Annotated in this window: 20 protein-coding genes; 8 read left to right on the plus strand and 12 right to left on the minus strand. The window is 64.4% G+C overall.

Translation table 11 applies throughout. From position 1 onward, the window contains the following. Window positions 1-34: 34 nt before the first annotated feature. Entirely contained in the window at window positions 35-289 is a 255-nt protein-coding gene (locus ACVIIW_RS05405) for a hypothetical protein (protein WP_092235256.1), read from the plus strand. A gap of 486 nt (window positions 290-775) precedes the next feature. On the opposite strand, the gene ACVIIW_RS05410 is transcribed toward ACVIIW_RS05405, so the two are convergent. Then, entirely contained in the window at window positions 776-964 is a 189-nt protein-coding gene (locus ACVIIW_RS05410) for a hypothetical protein (RefSeq protein WP_177243507.1), read from the minus strand. Here ACVIIW_RS05410 and ACVIIW_RS05415 point away from each other — a divergent pair. The 5 genes from ACVIIW_RS05415 (at window position 963) to ACVIIW_RS05435 (ending at window position 6,578) form a co-directional block, all read left to right on the plus strand. Continuing rightward, a complete protein-coding gene (locus tag ACVIIW_RS05415; protein WP_092235252.1) occupies window positions 963-2,105 on the plus strand; it encodes a type III PLP-dependent enzyme in 1,143 nt (380 codons plus the stop codon). The two genes, ACVIIW_RS05410 and ACVIIW_RS05415, sit on opposite strands and share 2 nt — an antisense overlap. Before the next feature lie 123 nt (window positions 2,106-2,228). Continuing rightward, on the plus strand, window positions 2,229-2,816 hold the full coding sequence (locus ACVIIW_RS05420; protein ID WP_456699798.1) for a GNAT family N-acetyltransferase: 588 nt from the start codon (window positions 2,229-2,231) through the stop codon (window positions 2,814-2,816). Between the two features lie 137 nt (window positions 2,817-2,953). After that, complete coding sequence (locus tag ACVIIW_RS05425; protein ID WP_456699799.1) at window positions 2,954-3,343, plus strand: RidA family protein; 390 nt, start codon at window positions 2,954-2,956, stop codon at window positions 3,341-3,343. 83 nt (window positions 3,344-3,426) lie between these two features. Next, complete coding sequence (locus tag ACVIIW_RS05430) at window positions 3,427-4,869, plus strand: homospermidine synthase (RefSeq protein WP_456699800.1); 1,443 nt, start codon at window positions 3,427-3,429, stop codon at window positions 4,867-4,869. Window positions 4,870-4,970: 101 nt separating this feature from the next. Next, window positions 4,971-6,578 (plus strand): argininosuccinate lyase, encoded by a 1,608-nt coding sequence (locus tag ACVIIW_RS05435; RefSeq protein ID WP_456699801.1) that lies wholly within the window; start codon window positions 4,971-4,973, stop codon window positions 6,576-6,578. A 27-nt stretch (window positions 6,579-6,605) separates the two neighbouring features. Here ACVIIW_RS05435 and ACVIIW_RS05440 read toward each other — a convergent pair whose 3' ends face one another. From ACVIIW_RS05440 to ACVIIW_RS05485, 10 genes are all read right to left on the minus strand, one after another. After that, entirely contained in the window at window positions 6,606-7,346 is a 741-nt protein-coding gene (locus ACVIIW_RS05440; RefSeq protein WP_456699802.1) for an acetoacetate decarboxylase, read from the minus strand. A 114-nt stretch (window positions 7,347-7,460) separates the two neighbouring features. Beyond that, window positions 7,461-7,799, minus strand: a complete 339-nt coding sequence (locus tag ACVIIW_RS05445) for a hypothetical protein (protein ID WP_456705092.1) — start codon at window positions 7,797-7,799, stop codon at window positions 7,461-7,463. 100 nt (window positions 7,800-7,899) lie between these two features. Further along, entirely contained in the window at window positions 7,900-8,616 is a 717-nt protein-coding gene (locus ACVIIW_RS05450) for an MgtC/SapB family protein (protein WP_456699803.1), read from the minus strand. Between the two features lie 30 nt (window positions 8,617-8,646). Further along, window positions 8,647-9,666 (minus strand): WD40 repeat domain-containing protein, encoded by a 1,020-nt coding sequence (locus tag ACVIIW_RS05455; protein WP_456699804.1) that lies wholly within the window; start codon window positions 9,664-9,666, stop codon window positions 8,647-8,649. Further along, the gene (locus ACVIIW_RS05460; protein ID WP_456699805.1) at window positions 9,666-10,712 is read right to left on the minus strand and encodes a CobW family GTP-binding protein; all 1,047 of its coding nucleotides are present in this window, start codon (window positions 10,710-10,712) and stop codon (window positions 9,666-9,668) included. The genes ACVIIW_RS05455 and ACVIIW_RS05460 overlap by 1 nt, the downstream gene beginning before the upstream one ends. A 56-nt stretch (window positions 10,713-10,768) precedes the next feature. Further along, window positions 10,769-11,632 carry a metal ABC transporter substrate-binding protein gene (locus ACVIIW_RS05465; RefSeq protein WP_456699806.1) on the minus strand — a complete coding sequence of 288 codons (864 nt, stop codon included), beginning with the start codon at window positions 11,630-11,632 and terminating at the stop codon, window positions 10,769-10,771. A gap of 2 nt (window positions 11,633-11,634) precedes the next feature. Then, entirely contained in the window at window positions 11,635-12,504 is an 870-nt protein-coding gene (locus ACVIIW_RS05470) for a metal ABC transporter permease (RefSeq protein WP_456699807.1), read from the minus strand. A gap of 6 nt (window positions 12,505-12,510) precedes the next feature. Then, window positions 12,511-13,266, minus strand: a complete 756-nt coding sequence (locus ACVIIW_RS05475) for a metal ABC transporter ATP-binding protein (RefSeq protein WP_456699808.1) — start codon at window positions 13,264-13,266, stop codon at window positions 12,511-12,513. Window positions 13,267-13,268: 2 nt separating this feature from the next. Beyond that, the gene (locus ACVIIW_RS05480) at window positions 13,269-13,493 is read right to left on the minus strand and encodes a hypothetical protein (RefSeq protein WP_456699809.1); all 225 of its coding nucleotides are present in this window, start codon (window positions 13,491-13,493) and stop codon (window positions 13,269-13,271) included. A 140-nt stretch (window positions 13,494-13,633) separates the two neighbouring features. Beyond that, window positions 13,634-14,230: a superoxide dismutase gene (locus tag ACVIIW_RS05485; protein ID WP_456699810.1), complete on the minus strand. Its 597-nt coding sequence runs from the start codon at window positions 14,228-14,230 to the stop codon at window positions 13,634-13,636. A gap of 234 nt (window positions 14,231-14,464) precedes the next feature. Between ACVIIW_RS05485 and ACVIIW_RS05490 the strand changes: the two genes are divergently transcribed. Both ACVIIW_RS05490 and ACVIIW_RS05495 read left to right on the plus strand, forming a co-directional pair. Then, window positions 14,465-14,992: a GNAT family N-acetyltransferase gene (locus ACVIIW_RS05490; RefSeq protein WP_456699811.1), complete on the plus strand. Its 528-nt coding sequence runs from the start codon at window positions 14,465-14,467 to the stop codon at window positions 14,990-14,992. 133 nt (window positions 14,993-15,125) lie between these two features. Then, on the plus strand, window positions 15,126-15,566 hold the full coding sequence (locus ACVIIW_RS05495; RefSeq protein ID WP_456699812.1) for a DUF2147 domain-containing protein: 441 nt from the start codon (window positions 15,126-15,128) through the stop codon (window positions 15,564-15,566). Here the strand turns inward: ACVIIW_RS05495 and ACVIIW_RS05500 are convergent. Then, window positions 15,563-16,714, minus strand: coding sequence for a DUF3095 domain-containing protein (locus ACVIIW_RS05500; RefSeq protein ID WP_456699813.1), 1,152 nt, complete (start codon window positions 16,712-16,714; stop codon window positions 15,563-15,565). The two genes, ACVIIW_RS05495 and ACVIIW_RS05500, sit on opposite strands and share 4 nt — an antisense overlap. Window positions 16,715-16,789: the final 75 nt, after the last annotated feature.

Below are 16,789 nucleotides of genomic sequence, written 5' to 3' on the forward strand. Positions count from 1 at the left end.
ATTGCGGCCCTCGAAGCCACGGACCCCAACGCCCATGAACGCGCCCTCCTCGTCTTCCCGTCAGATCGTCTGGCCGAGCGTCATCACCGTCGTCAGCGCCGCGATCCTGATCGGCGCCGAGGTGTTCGGCGCGGCCTTTGCCGGCGGCTGGGCGCTCGCGGTTCTGCTCGGACTCGGCGACCAGGCCGCGCACATCCTTCAGGCCGTGCTGTTCGCACTCGGCGTGCTGGTCATGACCGCGTTCGTCCGCGCGGCTCAGCGCGTCGAGCCGTTCTTCAAGCGCGGCTGAGGCGTCTCGCGCGCGCGAGACATACGCACGACACAGAAAACTTAACGCGCGTTCATCTTCCGCTTCGCTCGCGCAACACTGCGCAAGCAGATGTTAGGCAATTCTGTTCTCAGCCTAAAAAAATTCTTGCGAAGCAGAGTCAAAACGCTTATGTGCGCTCTTGCCCAATTTCGCACGTGCCTGTGGTCGTGTGTCAGTCGGTAGGTATCCGGACAAGAGGCCGGACAGCCGCCAAGGGGTGAAGAAGCCGAGGGGCTCTTCGGAAGTGCGGAAGTCGCGAGACCGAAAGGTCAGACGACGAAGCAAACCCGGAGCGTCCAGCATCTCTCTCAAGGGATGCCTTGTCGAAGGTGACTTCACTCTTTGCAACCGTGACTGGCAGCCGGAGGCGAACCGGCGCACCCCGCTCTCAACGGGGGACGCGACTTAAAGCAACGACGGATCGGGCTTTTTTGGTCTCTACCGGCATTCCACCGCCGGCGCGGGCTACTGAAAAGGCTTGTCCTTCATTGCCAGGTGAGCGGGCGGGAAACTCTCCCAACCAATCCACGGCAGCACAGTCTGGTTTGAGTCTTTTGGCTTCAGCGCGCCTCCATCGCGCGATGTGGCCGGAGCGCTCTTATCCGACGTCACGTTGATACGGACCCCGTCGCTGGGGCCGCCGGAGAGTGCCATGACCGAACGTATCCAGGAATTCCTGCGCAACCGCCGCAAGGAAGGTCTCGACACCGAGCCGTGCCTCGTCGTCGACCTCGAGGTCGTGCGCGACAATTACCAGACCTTCGCCAAGGCGCTGCCCGACAGCCGCGTGTTCTACGCGGTCAAGGCGAACCCGGCACCGGAAGTGCTGTCGTTGCTCGCTTCCATGGGCTCCTGCTTCGACACCGCGACGGTCGCCGAGATCGAGATGGCGCTGGCCGCCGGTGCGACGCCCGACCGCATCTCCTTCGGCAACACGATCAAGAAGGAGCGCGACATCGCGCGCGCCTTCGCGCTCGGCATCCGGCTGTTCGCGGTCGACTGCACCGCCGAGGTCGAGAAGGTCGCCCGTGCCGCTCCCGGCGCGAAGGTGTTCTGCCGCATCCTCTATGATTGCGCCGGCGCCGAGTGGCCGCTGTCGCGCAAGTTCGGCTGCGACCCGGAAATGGCCGTCGAGGTGCTCGACGCCGCCAAGCGCCTGGGCCTGGAACCGTGCGGCATCTCGTTCCATGTCGGCTCGCAGCAGCGCAAGGTGAAGGCGTGGGATCGTGCGCTGGCGATGGCCTCGCAGGTGTTCCGCGACTGCGCCGAGCGCGGCATCAACCTGACCATGGTCAACATGGGCGGCGGTTTCCCGACCAAGTACCTGAAGGACGTGCCGCCGGTCGTGACCTACGGCCGCTCGATCTTCCGCGCGCTGCGCAAGCACTTCGGCAACCAGATTCCGGAGACCATCATCGAGCCGGGCCGCGGCATGGTGGGCAACGCCGGCATCATCGAATCCGAGGTCGTGCTCATCTCGAAGAAGAGCGACGAGGACGAGGTGCGCTGGGTGTACCTGGACATCGGCAAGTTCGGCGGTCTCGCCGAGACCATGGACGAGTCGATCCGCTACGCCATCCGCACCCCGCATGACGGCGCGGACATGACCCCGTGCGTGCTCGCAGGTCCGACCTGCGACAGCGCCGACGTGCTGTACGAGAAGACCCCGTATCCGCTCCCTGTTACGCTCGAGATCGGCGACAAGCTGCTGATCGAAGGCACCGGGGCCTATACGTCGACCTACTCGGCGGTGGCGTTCAACGGCATCCCGCCGCTGAAGACCTACCACATCTAAGCAGCCTCTCTTCTTCCGAGGCTATCAGGGAGCCGACTTGCCGGCTCCTCACCCGACATTGCCATTCTGACGACGCTTGAGACCGCACGCCTTCGTGCGGATTCAAGCGGGGACTGACGCGCCATGACTGCTTTTCGGAAGCCACAGATCGCCCTCACTTCGCATGCCGTTCCGTTCGTGATCCGCGCGGAACGTGCATCCGACGTCGCGATGCGTGAAGCGCTGCTCGATGTCTGTTTTGGCGAGAATCGCCATGACCGCACCTGCCAGCGCCTGCGCGACGGACGTGCGCCTGCTGCAGGCCTTGGCCTGTCGGCGATGCGCGAGGGGAAGCTCGTGGGAACCGTGCGGCTGTGGCACGTCAGCGCCGGCGGCAGGCCCGCTCTGGTCCTCGGACCACTGGCGGTGGACCCTGCCTGCCGCGAGCTCGGGATCGGCGCCGCGCTGATGTATCAAGCGCTGGCCGCCGCCCGGGCGCGCGGGCATCAAGCCGTGATCCTGCTCGGCGATGCGCCCTACTACGCCCGCTTCGGCTTCTCGGCCGAGAAGACCGGCGGACTGATGCTGCCTGGCCCGTTCGAGAGCGACCGCCTGCTGGCGATCGAATTCCAGATCGGTGCGCTCGATGGCGCCGCGGGGATGATCGTCCCGACCGGCGCGGCCCTGCCCAAACGGAGGGTAGTTCGCCCCCTCCAGGCGCACGCGGCGTAAGGGATCGCCATGATGGAGACGACCGAAGCCGTGCTCCGCGGCAACGCGCCGCCGCGCCTGCGCCGAGCAGGGGTTGCGTGAGCCCCGGAAACGCCCTTTAACCCCACGAAATTCCCCCTTCAGTCGAGGCCGAACCCATGTCCCGTCGCCTGATTTCCACCGGCTCCCCGTTTGAGAAGACCGCCGGCTACAGCCGCGCTGTGGTCGACGGCGAGTTCTGCTTCGTCGCCGGAACCACCGGCTATGACTACGCGACGATGACGATGCCTGACGATGTCACGAGCCAGTCACGCAACTGCTTCAAGACCATCGAAGCGGCCCTGAAGGAGGGCGGTTTCGAGATGGCCGACATCGTCCGTGCGACCTACTACCTCACAGATGCCAAGGACGCGGATGCGCATTTTGCTGTATGTGGCGAGGTCCTCGGCGAGATCCGTCCGGCCGCCACGCTGCTCGTCGTCTCGGCCCTTCTCAAGCCCGAGATGAAGGTCGAGATCGAAGTCACCGCCAAGCGCCGCAGCATCTAACAAGCGCCGCAGCATCTAACAAGCGCCGCAGCGCCTGATTCACCCAGCAATCGTCCGCCAGCACGTTCCGGAGAAACCATCCCATGAGCCCTCCCTCGCAGATCTACGCGAAGATCACCGGTCCCATCGTCATGGTCGGCTTCGGCTCCATCGGCAAAGGCACCTTGCCGCTGATCGAGCGCCATCTCGATTACGACAAGTCGCGCGTCACCGTGATCGATCCCAGGGACGAGGGCCGCAAGGCGCATTGCGAGAAGCAGAATGTGCGCTTCATCCAGAAGGCCGTGACCAGGGAGAATTACCGGGAATTGCTGACCCCGCTGCTCACCGAAGGCGGCGGCCAGGGCTTTTGCGTCAATCTCTCTGTCGACACCGGCTCGACCGACATCATGGAGCTCTGCAACGAGCTCGGCGCGCTCTATATCGATACGGTCAACGAGCCCTGGCTCGGCTTCTATTTCGATTCGACCAAGGGCCCGGAAGCGCGCTCCAACTACGCGCTGCGGGAAGTGACGCTGGCCGCCAAGAAGGCGCGCCCGGCGGGCTCGACGACAGCCGTGTCCTGCTGCGGCGCCAATCCCGGCATGGTCTCGTTTTTCGTCAAGCAGGCGCTGCTCAACGTCGCCGCCGATCTGAAGCTCAATGCGCCCCGGCCCAAGACCAAGGCCGAATGGGCCGATCTGATGCGGCAGGCCGGCATCAAGGGCATCCACATCGCCGAACGCGACACCCAGCGCTCCAAGACGCCGAAGGAGCCCGACGTCTTCGTCAACACCTGGTCGGTGGAAGGCTTCCTCTCGGAAGGCGTGCAGCCGTCCGAGCTCGGCTGGGGCACCCATGAGAAATGGATGCCCGAGAATGCGCGGACCCACGAAGCCGGCTGCGGCGCGGCGATCTATCTGATGCAGCCCGGCGCCAACACGCGCGTGCGCACCTGGTGCCCGACCCGCGGGGCGCAGTACGGCTTCCTCGTCACCCACAACGAATCGATCTCGATCGCCGATTACTTCACGGTGCGTGATGCCTCGGGCAAGGCGATCTACCGGCCGACCTGTCACTATGCCTATCACCCGGCCGACGATGCCGTGCTGTCGCTGCACGAGATGTTCGGCCGCGCCGCCAAGATGCAGGAGAAGCACCACATCTTGGATGAAAACGAGATCGTCGACGGCATCGACGAGCTCGGCGTGCTGCTGTTCGGCCACGAGAACAATGCCTATTGGTACGGCTCGCAGCTCTCGATCGAAGAGACCCGCGCACTTGCGCCGTATCAGAACGCCACCGGCCTGCAGGTGACCTCCGCCGTGCTCGGCGGCATGGTGTGGGCGCTGGAGAACCCGAACGAAGGCATCGTCGAAGCCGACGAGATGGATTTCGACCGCCTGCTGGAAATCCAGCTGCCATACCTCGGCCCGGTGAAAGGCTTCTACACCGATTGGACGCCGCTGACGGATCGTCCGGGACTGTTCCCGGAGGATATCGACACCAGCGATCCCTGGCAGTTCAAGAATATCCTGGTGCGCTGACAGGCGCACCTGCCCGGGCCGCAATGAGCGGGAGGCTCATAGCCTTCCGCCGGCCGGGGTGCTAACCAACCGCCCGGTCGCACGGCAACCGGGAGGTCCGCATGAAGCATATCGCCTGCATCGCCGGAGGCGTCAGCCTCCTGATCGCGTCTCACGCATGGGCCGCGGACACCGGTCAGTTGCCCTGCAAGACCACGCAGGAATGCAACGAAAACGCGGCCAAGATCGGCGCCAACGCTCCCAGGGACGCGCAGCCCTCGACCAGCACATCGGACGCCGCCGAGGACCAGTTCTACTGGCTCAACAAGATCAACAAGGCCTCCACCGTGATGCTGGTGGAGGAAGGCATCTTCCCGAAAAAGACCGGCCAGCTGATCGCCGCCGGCGTGGACTACACGATCCGCCAGGCGCGTGAGCCCGACGGCAAGCGCCCCAGCGACGTCCTTCAGATCGAGAAGATCATGACCGACAAGGTCGGCGAGGAAGCCTCCGTCATCCATGCCGGGCGCAGCCGTCAGGACATGTACGCGACCTTTCGCGCGGCCAAATTGCGCAACCAGACGCTGGATTTTGCCGAGGCCTTGCTGGGATTGCGTGCCAAGCTGCTCGGCAAGGCGGCCGACAATCTCGATGCGTTGATGCCCGGCTACACCAACGGGGTGCAGGCGGTGCCGATCACCTATGGTCATTACCTGCTGGCCTATGAGGAATCGTTCGAGCGCGACCAGCAGCGCGTCAGCGAGGCCTATCGCCGGCTCAACCTCAGCCCGATGGGCGTCGGCGTCATGTCGGGCTCGATCTGGCCGCTGAACCGCACGCGTCTCGCCGAGCTGCTCGGGTTTGACGGCGTCGTCGAGAATTCGATGGATGCCAACCAGGTGATCCCGTTCGACAGCCAGCTCGAAGCCACCGCAATCGCCAATTCGGCCGCCATCCGCATCGGCGCGATGATGCAGGATCTGCATACCCAATACGCCGAGATACGACCGTGGCTATTGCTGCAGGAGGGCTCGACCTACACCAGCAGCTCGATGCCGCAGAAGCGCAATCCGGGTCTGATCATGCAGGCGAGGATCGCGGCTTCAGATGTCGTGGGGCTGTCGGCGGCGGTGTCGATCCGCGCGCACAACGTCATGTCGGGCATGGTCGATTCCAAGTCCCAGTCCGAGGACATCGGCCTGTTCCCGCGTGCCGTCAACATGGTCACCGCCACCGACCGGGTGTTGGATGCGATCGTAGTCAACAAGGCCCGCGCCAGAGAGGAGCTGGAGAGCGACTGGACCTCGACCATGAACCTCGCCGAGCTGCTGTTGCAGGCGCACCAGATCCCGTTCCGCGTCGGCCATGGCTTTGCATCGCAAATGGTCAGCTATGCACGGCCGCTGGATCTCACGCCCAAGACCATCCCCTTCAACGAAGTGACCGACCTCTTCGCCAAGACGCTTGCCAAATTCAACATGCCGGCGAGACCCTTCCCGATGAGCGAGGCCGAATTCAGGGAAGCGATGTCACCGGAATGGATCGTGGCGCATACCAAGGGCGTCGGCGGTCCCCAGCCGGAGGAGACTGCACGCATGCTCAAGGCGGCCCAGCAGCGCCTCGATGCGGACAGGCTCTGGCTTGCCGCCCAGCGCGACAAGCTCGCGAAGGCCGATAGCGCGCTCGATCAGGCGTTTGCGGCACTCCTGCCCAACGACGCGGCGCATTAGGACCGGGGCGCGTCATGCCCTCTCACGTCATCTCGCCATGTAATCGAACGCAACGCTGCCGAGCCCGAGCGTCAGGTCCGCTTTGAAGTGCAGCGCCGACAGCACCTCGCGCACCGGCAGCCGAGCGACATCGCAGAGCGCGTGAGGAAACAGGCCGAGCGCACCGGGTCCGGTCCAGGCTTCCTTCAAGGTGATGTCCTCGAGGTGGAAGCGCACCAGCTCGCAGATCCGGGGGCTGCCGTCGACATGCGGGATGATCTTCAGGATGAAGTTCGGTGCCTTCATCGGCTGGAGCACCCCGTCAAGATCGACCTTGCGGTGCTTGTAGCCCATGGTCGCGGAGGCACAGAGCACCGAACCATAATGCAGCGAGCCGACCAGCACGTCGCTCTCGACCTCGATCTTCGGCCGCGCCAGCTTCTTCGGAAAGCCCCACAGCTCGCGGCCACCGGCGATCGGGCCTTCGTCGTCGAGATACATCGCGTGGGTGTAGGCGCCGAGCTCGCCATTGAAGCGGACCGGGATCACCTGCCCGGTCTCGGTGTAGTCGCCGAAGCCGGTCGAGTCGGGCATGCGGATGAATTCGTATTTCACCACCGGCTCCGCCACCTCGAGCGGCTCGGGCACGATGGCGGCAAGGGCTTCTGGATCGGTCCTGTAGGTGATGATGAAATATTCGCGGTTGAAAAAGCGATATGGCCCCGGCGGGAATGACGGGTTCGTGAGCGGCATCGAATAAGCGTTACGGCGAACGTCCTCGATCTTCATGGAAGCCCCATCTGTCGTTGGTTCGACGGATTATGGAGCGGCCCGCGCGCCATGGCGAGGTCATTGGCTGGGCATCAGACGTCACATGCGCGTCAAATTGCGCGACCGTCGAGCCTATTTCTTCTCGAGCGGTGGCGCGATTTTCTCGGCCGGAGCCGGCGGCAATGCCGGTTTGGCAGCACCCGCCGCGCCTTGCGTCTGCGGATCGGGACGCGCCGGCTGGGGAGCCGGCGTGGTCGGACGTTCGCCGCCTGGCTTTGCCTCGGCGGGCGTCTTGTCCTGATCGGTGGATGGCGTGCCCTGCAGCGGCTGCGTCGCCTGCGCCAGCTCCATCCGGTTTTCGGCGCGGATTTGCGCCAGCGACATCACCGAAACGACGACGCCCGCTACGAACAGCGTGCAGGCGATCGTCAGGTCGAGCTTCAGGTTTCGCTTGTCATTCTGGCCGGGCATATCGATCACCGCCTTCATCTGCGGGATCAACGAATTTCCGGGACTGGGGTTCCGCCCCCTGCATGACTGGAACCGTGGGCTCGTGCGCCAGAAGGGCAGGCTATTCCGTGGTGCTGACTTCCCAGGTGGCGTGGCTCACGCCGGGCAGGTGCTGGAGATCGGTCGCGACCGCGTTCAGCTCGTTCGGATCGACCGCAGTTGCCACCAGCTTGGCGACAATCTCCAGAATGTCGTCGCCAATCTCGGCGACGTCGACGTCGGCCACCGGATACTTCGCGGCCTCGAGCTTGTCGACGAGACGGTCGCGCATGTCAGGCAGCGCGTCGGCCGCGACGGCGAGCTTGAAATAATAGGTCGCCTCCAACGCCTTCTCGTTCAGCGGAATGCGGTTGATTGCGTTGACCAGCGGGCGCAGCATGGTGTTGCCGGCAATGACGAATACGGTGAGCGCCGCCGCCTGCGCCACCATGTCGGCGCCGGCGCATGATCCCACGGCCGCCGAAGCCCACAGCGTCGCCGCCGTGTTCAGGCCACGCACGTCCATGCCCTGCTTCATGATGACGCCGGCACCGAGAAAGCCGATACCGGAGACGACATAGGCGATCACCCGCACAGCACCATCAGCGCCGTCCAGATGCATGGCGAGATCGACGAAGGCTGCGGCACCCACCGCGACCAGCACGTTGGTGCGCAGGCCGGCGGTGCGTTGCCTGTATTGCCGCTCGGCGCCGATCAGCGTGCCCAGCACGAACGCCGTAAACAGGCTGACCAGCGTGTCGGCGAAATCAGCGAGCTGGAAGGTCGTGAGAAATCGCATGGTGCCCTATACGACCGGAACCATGACAGATCAAAGCTCCAGCAGGCCGCCGTCCCCATTTTCGTCGGCGAAGGCGAGTTGCGTGCCCTTGGCGTTCCAGGCGAGCCCGGCCACCGGCGGCGTGCCGTTGCGGCGGACCAGGATCTCGGCGCCATCCTCCATTCGCACCATCAGCACCGTGCCATCGCTGTAGCCGCAGGCCAGAATGTCGTTCTTCGGATGGCAAGCGACCACCGCCACGCGTGCCTGCAGCGGCGCCAGCATCGCGGGCTCCTTGCCCATCGGGCCGTCCTTGCCGGCAAACGGCCAGATGATGACGGTGTCGGCGCCTGAGGTCGCCAACCCCTTGCCGCCCGCACTCCAGGACATCGAGCGGACCCGGCCGGGATAGCCGGTCATGCGCATGTGCCTGTTGTCGGCGAGGCGCCAGCCGTGCAGGGCGGCCTCATGCATGCTGGTGACCAGGAACTTGTTGTCGGGGCTGAAGGTGACGCCGAGATGCGAGCCGGCCCAGGGCAGGAATTCGGCCGATCCGTCCATGTTGGGAAACCACAGCGTCGCGCCGTTGTAATGCGCGATCGCGAGCCGCAAGCCCTTGGGCGCGAACGCGAGACCACCGACGGTCGAGGGCACATCGAGCGACTTTGCCTCGGCCTGGCCGCTCTTGACGGTCGCCGTCTTGCCGGCCGACCAGGCGAAGGCACCATCAGGATGCAACGCCACGGCGTCGATCCAGCGCCGCTTCGGATCGGTGGCGAGCAGCGTCACCTCGCCCTTGGTATCGACCGAGACGACCTTGCCGTCGTCGCCGCCCATCACGAGCCGCTTGCCGTCGGAGGCCGTCGAGAGAATGCCGCCGCTGTGAACGGCCACGGTGCTGATCTCGCCCTTGGCATCGACGAAGGCGACATTCTCCTCGCCGCCGACAAAAGCGGCACGATCCCCGAGGAAATGCACCGAGGTTACACCCATGCCAAGCGTGACAGGCTTGACGCGGTCGGTGACGGAGACGATCGATGCGGAATCGGGAGCGGGCGTAAACTCTTTCATCACGAGACGATGCAGCTCTCGAAGCCCGTGCGAATGAGCTCTTCCGGCAACTCGCGGCCGATGAAGACGAGGCGGCTCTCGCGGGGCTCGCCCTCCTTCCACTTCCGTTGGTGGTTACCTTCCAGCATCATGTGGACGCCCTGGAACACGTAGCGGTCGTCGTCATCATGGAAGGCGAGGATGCCCTTGGAGCGCAGGATCTTGCCGCCCTCGACCTGCACCAGGTTCTGGAGCCAGGGCATGAAGACATTTGGATCGAGCGGCTTGTCGGTCTTGAGCGAGAGCGACTGCATGTCCTCGTCGTGATAGTGCTTCAGGCCGTGGCCGTGATCGTGATGATGGTCGTGGCCGTGATGGTGATCATGATCATGGTCGTGATCATGGTCGTCGGCCGTCAGGAAATCAGGCTCAATGTCGAGGATGCGGGCGAGATCGAACGCGCCACGATCGAGTACGTCGGCCAGCGCCACCGAGCAGCGCTCGGTGCGATGCAGTTTCGCATAGGGGTTGATGCCACGGATGCGAGCCTCGACTTCCGCAAGCTCGGGCTTGGTGACGAGATCGGTCTTGTTCAGCACGATGACGTCGGCAAACGCGATCTGGTTCTTGGCTTCGGGTGCGTCCTTCAGACGATCGGAGAGCCATTTGGCGTCGGCGACCGTGACGACCGCATCGAGCCGCGCGTTCTTCTGCACGTCCTCGTCGACGAAGAAGGTCTGGGCGACCGGCGCCGGATCGGCAAGGCCTGTGGTCTCGACGATGATGGCGTCGAACTTGCCCTTGCGCTTCATCAGCCCGTCCATGATGCGGACGAGGTCGCCGCGCACGGTGCAGCAGATACAGCCATTGTTCATCTCGAACACTTCCTCATCGGCGCCGATGATGAGGTCGTTGTCGATGCCGATCTCGCCGAATTCGTTGACGATGACGGCGTATTTCTTGCCGTGGTTTTCCGACAGAATGCGGTTCAGGAGCGTGGTCTTGCCGGCACCGAGATAGCCGGTCAGGACGGTCACGGGAATTTTTGACGAGGTCGCTTCAGGCATAACAACTCCGGACTATCGGGCTTTTCGCGCGACGCCAGGCGGGGTGGCCCCCGGCCCTAATGGTCAAGCGCGCTGGTCAGGGCCTTTATATTGTGCCTGACCATGTCAATGTAAGTGGGTGCAGGCCCCTTTTCGCCGGTCAAACCGTCCGAAATCAGGGTCCCGCCGACCTTTGCGCCGGTCTCGGCCGCGATCCGCCGGATCAGGCGGTCATCGCTGATATTTTCCAGAAAAACCGCCGGGATTTTCTGGGCCTTGATCTGGCCGATGATGGCGGCGATATCCCGCGCGCTGGGCTCGGTTTCGGTGGAGACGCCCAGCGGCGCGATGAACTGGATGCCATATTCGGCGGCGAAATAGCCGAAGGCATCGTGGGTCGAGATCACCTTGCGCCGCTCAGGGGGGATCCTGGCCATCGCGTCCCGGACCTCATGGTCGAGCGCGTCGAGCTGTTCCAGATAGGCTTTGAGCCGGCTGCGGAAAAATTCCGCGTCATCCGGGGCCGCCGCGATGAGCGCATTGGCGATACCGGTGACGTAGACCTTCGCGTTCGGCACGGACTGCCAGGCATGCGGATCGGCGGCCGAGCCGAGCTTCAGCGGCGCGATGCCGGCGGTCGCGGTGACCATTTGCGCCTTGCCGCCGGAAGACTGCACCAGGCGCGGCAGCCAGCCCTCCAGCCCCAGCCCGTTGACGACGACGAGTTTTGCGTCGGCGATGCGTTTCGCATCACCGGGCGCGGGCATGTAGACGTGCACGTCGCTGTCCGGGCCGACCAGCGTCGTCAGGTTGACGTCGTCACCACCGATCGTGCGGACGAAGTCGCCGAGGATCGAGAAGCTCGCGACGACATTGAGTCGCTCCGCAGCATGCAACGGTGAGCCGATCAGCAGCAAGGCAAAGATCAGGAGGCTGCGCATCGTCACGCCTCCAGATGCCGGCCGGGAAACATCTGCCTGACGAGGCCGCCGACGCGGCCGAACAGGACAGAGACGATGTAGAGCACGGTCGCGACCAGAATGATCGCAGGGCCCGACGGCACGCGGGTCTGGAACGACAATACGAGGCCGGCATAGCCCGAGAGCCCGGCAACGACGACAGCAATGCAGATCATCACCGTCAGATCGCGCGACCAGAACCGCGCGATTCCTGCCGGAAGGATCATCAGGCCGACCGCCAGCAGCGTGCCGAGCGCCTGAAAGCCGTTGACGAGGTTGATGACGACGAGGGCGAGGAAGGCGAGATGCGCGGGGCCGCCGGCGCGGCTGACCGTACGCAAAAATAGCGGGTCGACACTCTCGATCACCAGGGGGCGATAGATCACCGCGAGCACGAGCAGCGTCACCGTGGCGTTGAACGCGACAACGAGCAGCGTCTGGTCATCCATCGCCAGGATGTTTCCAAACAAGACATGGAGCAGGTCGATATTGGTGCCCTTGATCGAGACGATGGTGACGCCGAGTGCCAGCGAGGCCAGATAGAAGGTCGCAAGCGAGGCGTCCTCCTTCAGCCCGGTCGAGCGCGCGACCACACCGGCGAGGATCGCAACTGCAAATCCGGCGATCAGGCCACCAGCCGTCATCGCGAACAGATTGAGGCCGGAGAGCAGGAAGCCGATGGCGGCACCAGGCAGGATCGCATGGGCCATGGCGTCACCCACGAGGCTCATCCGCCGCAGCATCAGGAAAACGCCGATCGGGGCGCCCGCCAACGCCAGCGCGATGATTGCGGCGAGCGCGCGCCGCATGAACTCGAATTCGATGAACGGACCGATCAGCGCGTCATAGATCATCTGCGGTCACGCCGCCCGCGAGCTGACATCATCAGCCGCGCAGGCGGACGCGCTGTCGTCAAAAGCCTCGCACATCCGCATCGCGACCATCAGATTCTCAGGCGTCAGCACCTCTGCCGTCGGCCCCCACGCCACGGGACCACGCGCCAAAATCAACGTCTCGCTGAAATGCGTGCGCACCATCTCCATGTCGTGGAGTGCGGCCAGCACGGTGCGGCCTTCGGCGTGCCAATGCTTCACCAGTGCGAGCAGATCGGCAATGGTCTTGCCGTCGATGGCGTTGAAGGGCTCGTCGAGCACGATCAGCCTCGCGTCCTGGAGCAGCACGCGCGCGAACAGCACGCGCTGCATCTGCCCGCCCGAGAGCGTGCCGATCGGGCGGTTCTCGAAGCCATTGAGGCCAACGGATGCGATCGCGCGCAGGATCCTTGCACGCGCGGCCTTGCCGATGCCGCCGAACAGGCCCGTCCCGCGCCACAGGCCGGTGCCGACGAAATCGAACACCGAGATCGGGAAGGTGCGGTCGATGTCCGCGCTCTGCGGCAGATAGGCGATGTCACGGGCGTCCAACCTGCCGAGATGGATGCTGCCGTCGAGCGGTTTGAGGATGCCCACGATGCCGCGCAGCAGCGTCGACTTGCCGGCGCCATTCGGGCCGATCACGGCGACCAGCGCGCCTGATGCGACCTCGCCGTTGAGGTGGTGCACGGCCGGATGGCGGTCATAGCCGAGCGTGACGTTGTGAAAGTGAAGCGCTGCCATGGTCACCTCATCGCCAGCCAGACGACGACCCAGAGCGCGGCGCAGACGGCGGCAGCGGCCGAGAGACGGCCCGCCCCGGTCATGCGCAGGATCGACCAGGGCGCGTCCTGGGCCGGATGTGGAGAGGCTGGATCGTGGACATGGGCGTGGCTGTGGTCATGCCCGTGCGAATGCGCATGGTCGTGGGAATGGCCGTGATTATGGCTGTGGGACGCGGCGGGAACCATGACTATGGACGTTATATTATAACATTACATCTGTCCATGCCCGCCCTCGGCGGCGCTTTCGGCAGCAAAAAGGCGGCCGCGCGAGCGACCGCCTCTGTTGTTGCGCCCTTCCAGGGCGGCACAGCGCCGCGAACGACGAGTTACGCCTTCTCGAACAGGGACTCGACGTATTCCCAGTTCACGAGGTTCTCGACGAACGCCTTGAGATAATCGGGACGACGGTTGCGATAGTCGATGTAGTAGGAGTGCTCCCAGACGTCGCAGCCCAGGATCGGCGTGGCGCCGTGCACCAGCGGATTCTCGCCGTTCGCGGTCTTGGAGATTTCGAGCTTGCCGTTCTTCACGGACAGCCAGCACCAGCCGGAGCCGAACTGGCCGACGCCCGCCGCCTGGAAGTCTGTCTTGAACTTCTCGAGGCCGCCGAGGTCTTCGTTGATCTTCTTCTCGAGCTTGCCCGGCAGCTTGTTGCCGCCGCCATTGGGCTTCATCCAGCTCCAGAAGTGGATGTGGTTGTAGTGCTGGCCGGCATTGTTGAACACCGCGGGATTCTTGCCGAACGAGCCCTTGACGATCTCTTCAAGGGACTTGCCTTCCCATTCGGTGCCCTTGAGCGCGTTGTTGCCGTTGGTGACGTAGGCCTGATGATGCTTGTCGTGGTGGAATTCCAGCGTCTCCTTCGACATGAACTGGCCGAGGGCGTCATAGGCGTAAGGGAGTGGGGGCAGCGTAAAGGTCATGGCTTCTTGTCCGCAACTTGGTGGGGAGCATCTAACGGTGACCCCTTATAGAAGGTTCCTGCGGCGTTAAATACCGCCAATTTGCGAAAAGGCGTGATGCGATCGCGCGGGCCCATTTGCACAAGTTCGCCGCAGGCAAGTGGATGTCGGCCCCGATGTGCTGCAAAATATCGTTGCCTTTGAAGCGGTTATGACAGAACGAATGTGCCATCGAGGCCGGGACGAGGCAGAGCCATGAGTATTGAGATCGACATTTTGAACGGCGACGCCTCGTGGCCGATCGCCAAGCCGCTGCATCAGGCGGTCTGGGGACCCGATATCGTCGCGAAGCGGCCCTGGGGCCACATCAAATGGGCCAATGCCGATTTGCGTGTGCTGATCGAGACGCCCGAGGACGGGCTCGTCTGCCATGTCGGCATCTATTTCCGCACCATCACCTGGAATGGACAGAAGACGCATGTCGGCGGCATCGGCGGCGTCTGCACGCGCGAGGACCGCCGCAACAGAGGTTATGCGACCATGGCAATCGACGCCGCCGTTCACACCATGCGCGCCAACGAGGCGGTTCGCTTCGCGATCCTGTTCTGCGAGCCGCACAATTTCGCGTTCTACGAGGCCCGCAGCTGGCTGCCTTTCAAGGGCGAAGTCTATTGCAGGCAGCCTGAAGGGCGAATCCGCTTCGATGTCATGGCGCCCTACGTCTTCAACATCGTGCGCGCGCCGACGCTCGGCACCATCGACCTCTGCGGCCTGCCCTGGTGAGAGCCTGAGGTTTTCGACGGCGGCCTCGGCCACCTGCTGCGCGGGGGCAAATGAGCGCAGGAATGTGATTCCATCAGGCGTTGCACGATCCGAAATTACTGCTATTGGAGGCACTCCATTCCGAGGCCCTCCGATGTCCCGCAGAATTGCCGCTCTCACCGCCCTTCTGGCTGCGCTGTCCGGCGCAATGGCCGCTCATGCACAGAGCGTCGGCGCGAGCGGGACCTGGCTGACCCAGGCGGGCGATGCCCGCGTGAAAATCAGCAAATGCGGCGGCGGCCTCTGCGGCGTCATCATCTGGCTGAAAGAGCCATACGACACCGCGACCGGCCAGCCCGCAACCGACAGCAAGAATCCCAATCCCGCGCTCGCCAGGCGCTCGATGATCGGCCTGCCATTATTCTCCGGCATGCAGCCGGCAGGATCGAACAAATGGTCGGGCCAGATCTACAATGCCGATGACGGCAGCACCTATGCGAGCAGCATCACCGTGACCGGGGCAGAGACGCTGCGCGTCGAAGGCTGCGTCGGCGCGCTCTGCGGCGGCGAGACCTGGACGCGCGCGGGACACTAGCTCACAGCCGCCACCATCGCCTTGAGTGCCGCGGCCGCCGACGCGTAACCGCCGCGCGCACCGTCGATGAAGTGCACGTGGTCGCTCCGCAACGCGGAGGGCGTGAAGCAGGTCATCATCGCGGCATCCTGCTGATAGAGCCCATAGCGTACGATGCCGTCGCGCGCAGCGGCGACGAGACGCTCGCTCAAGGCGCGTTCGAGCTCCGGCGTGCAGTCGAGAATCATGCGAAGGCCGTCGTCATACTTTCGGAAGTCGGAATTCTCGACCACCTGGCGCTTGTAGACTTTCGGCAGGAAGCCGCCGGCGTTGATGTCGAAGCGCATCAGGACATAAGCAAAGAGCGTATAGGCGAGCAGCCCTGCGCGGCGCTTGAACAACGAGCCTCCCCGGATCGCCCGAGCCTCGTAGTCCAGCCCCTGCGGCGGCCATTTCAGCGGCGGCCCCTGCGGCGGCACGGGACGCCCCGCATCCGGACTGCGCTCGACCAGGTGGATGATGTCCTCGATCACTTTTCGGAACGCCAGCGGATCGGCGTCGCGCGCGGGCATCACCAGCACCGACAGAATCAGCCCGCGCGACGCCGGCATCACCTCGAAGCGGCAGGACAGGCCGGAAAGATCGGGCTGCGTCCCCGCGGGCGCCTCAGCGACGGCGAACTCGCCACGCTTCATCGCGGCGTCGGCGAAGGCGAGCCCACCGCCGGAGAACATCGCATAGGACAAATTGGCCGACGGACCGAAACGCGCGACGCGTACGTCGAGACCTTTTGCGCGGATGGCACTCACCGGCACCAGCGCGACGCGCATCTTCAGGTCGAGGTCTTCCCGGACCCAGGTCGCCGTCGCAGCCAAAGCTTCGCGAGCGGCTTCGAGATCGCCAGGCGCGACCGCAAAGCTGGCGCCGTCGCCGCCGAACACGAAGGGAAATTCGCGTCCCTCGAGCGCATTCGTCACCGCCGCGATCACGGCGGCGCCGGCCATGTTGACGGCCTTGTAACGCTGCGCCGCAATCGCCTTGGTGGAATCGACGATGTCGGCGACTCCGACGCTCCAGTCGTCCGGCAGCGGCGAATAGAGTTTCGGCTCCATCAGCCGGGTGAAGCCCCGGAAAACGGGGATGCTGCCGTAAAAGGAGTCGGCTGTCATCGCAGGAAGCCGGTCAGGTTTGCACCAGAACAGATACGGGGCGGGATCGATCGGGGTTCACCTGCCGGCTGTCCC

This window comes from Bradyrhizobium sp. USDA 4449, assembly GCF_054056275.1.

What these genes read in the sequence shown, in the direction of transcription:
- ACVIIW_RS05460 (WP_456699805.1), bottom strand. Translation starts at nt 10,712, where the DNA reads ATGCCTGAAGCGACCTCGTCAAAAATTCCCGTGACCGTCCTGACCGGC.
- ACVIIW_RS05500 (WP_456699813.1), bottom strand. Translation starts at nt 16,714, where the DNA reads ATGACAGCCGACTCCTTTTACGGCAGCATCCCCGTTTTCCGGGGCTTC.
- ACVIIW_RS05490 (WP_456699811.1), top strand. Translation starts at nt 14,465, where the DNA reads ATGAGTATTGAGATCGACATTTTGAACGGCGACGCCTCGTGGCCGATC.
- ACVIIW_RS05440 (WP_456699802.1), bottom strand. Translation starts at nt 7,346, where the DNA reads ATGAAGATCGAGGACGTTCGCCGTAACGCTTATTCGATGCCGCTCACG.
- ACVIIW_RS05465 (WP_456699806.1), bottom strand. Translation starts at nt 11,632, where the DNA reads ATGCGCAGCCTCCTGATCTTTGCCTTGCTGCTGATCGGCTCACCGTTG.
- ACVIIW_RS05480 (WP_456699809.1), bottom strand. Translation starts at nt 13,493, where the DNA reads ATGGTTCCCGCCGCGTCCCACAGCCATAATCACGGCCATTCCCACGAC.
- ACVIIW_RS05420 (WP_456699798.1), top strand. Translation starts at nt 2,229, where the DNA reads ATGACTGCTTTTCGGAAGCCACAGATCGCCCTCACTTCGCATGCCGTT.
- ACVIIW_RS05475 (WP_456699808.1), bottom strand. Translation starts at nt 13,266, where the DNA reads ATGGCAGCGCTTCACTTTCACAACGTCACGCTCGGCTATGACCGCCAT.
- ACVIIW_RS05425 (WP_456699799.1), top strand. Translation starts at nt 2,954, where the DNA reads ATGTCCCGTCGCCTGATTTCCACCGGCTCCCCGTTTGAGAAGACCGCC.
- ACVIIW_RS05410 (WP_177243507.1), bottom strand. Translation starts at nt 964, where the DNA reads ATGGCACTCTCCGGCGGCCCCAGCGACGGGGTCCGTATCAACGTGACG.
- ACVIIW_RS05435 (WP_456699801.1), top strand. Translation starts at nt 4,971, where the DNA reads ATGAAGCATATCGCCTGCATCGCCGGAGGCGTCAGCCTCCTGATCGCG.
- ACVIIW_RS05495 (WP_456699812.1), top strand. Translation starts at nt 15,126, where the DNA reads ATGTCCCGCAGAATTGCCGCTCTCACCGCCCTTCTGGCTGCGCTGTCC.
- ACVIIW_RS05450 (WP_456699803.1), bottom strand. Translation starts at nt 8,616, where the DNA reads ATGCGATTTCTCACGACCTTCCAGCTCGCTGATTTCGCCGACACGCTG.
- ACVIIW_RS05415 (WP_092235252.1), top strand. Translation starts at nt 963, where the DNA reads ATGACCGAACGTATCCAGGAATTCCTGCGCAACCGCCGCAAGGAAGGT.
- ACVIIW_RS05405 (WP_092235256.1), top strand. Translation starts at nt 35, where the DNA reads ATGAACGCGCCCTCCTCGTCTTCCCGTCAGATCGTCTGGCCGAGCGTC.
- ACVIIW_RS05445 (WP_456705092.1), bottom strand. Translation starts at nt 7,799, where the DNA reads ATGCCCGGCCAGAATGACAAGCGAAACCTGAAGCTCGACCTGACGATC.
- ACVIIW_RS05470 (WP_456699807.1), bottom strand. Translation starts at nt 12,504, where the DNA reads ATGATCTATGACGCGCTGATCGGTCCGTTCATCGAATTCGAGTTCATG.
- ACVIIW_RS05430 (WP_456699800.1), top strand. Translation starts at nt 3,427, where the DNA reads ATGAGCCCTCCCTCGCAGATCTACGCGAAGATCACCGGTCCCATCGTC.
- ACVIIW_RS05455 (WP_456699804.1), bottom strand. Translation starts at nt 9,666, where the DNA reads ATGAAAGAGTTTACGCCCGCTCCCGATTCCGCATCGATCGTCTCCGTC.
- ACVIIW_RS05485 (WP_456699810.1), bottom strand. Translation starts at nt 14,230, where the DNA reads ATGACCTTTACGCTGCCCCCACTCCCTTACGCCTATGACGCCCTCGGC.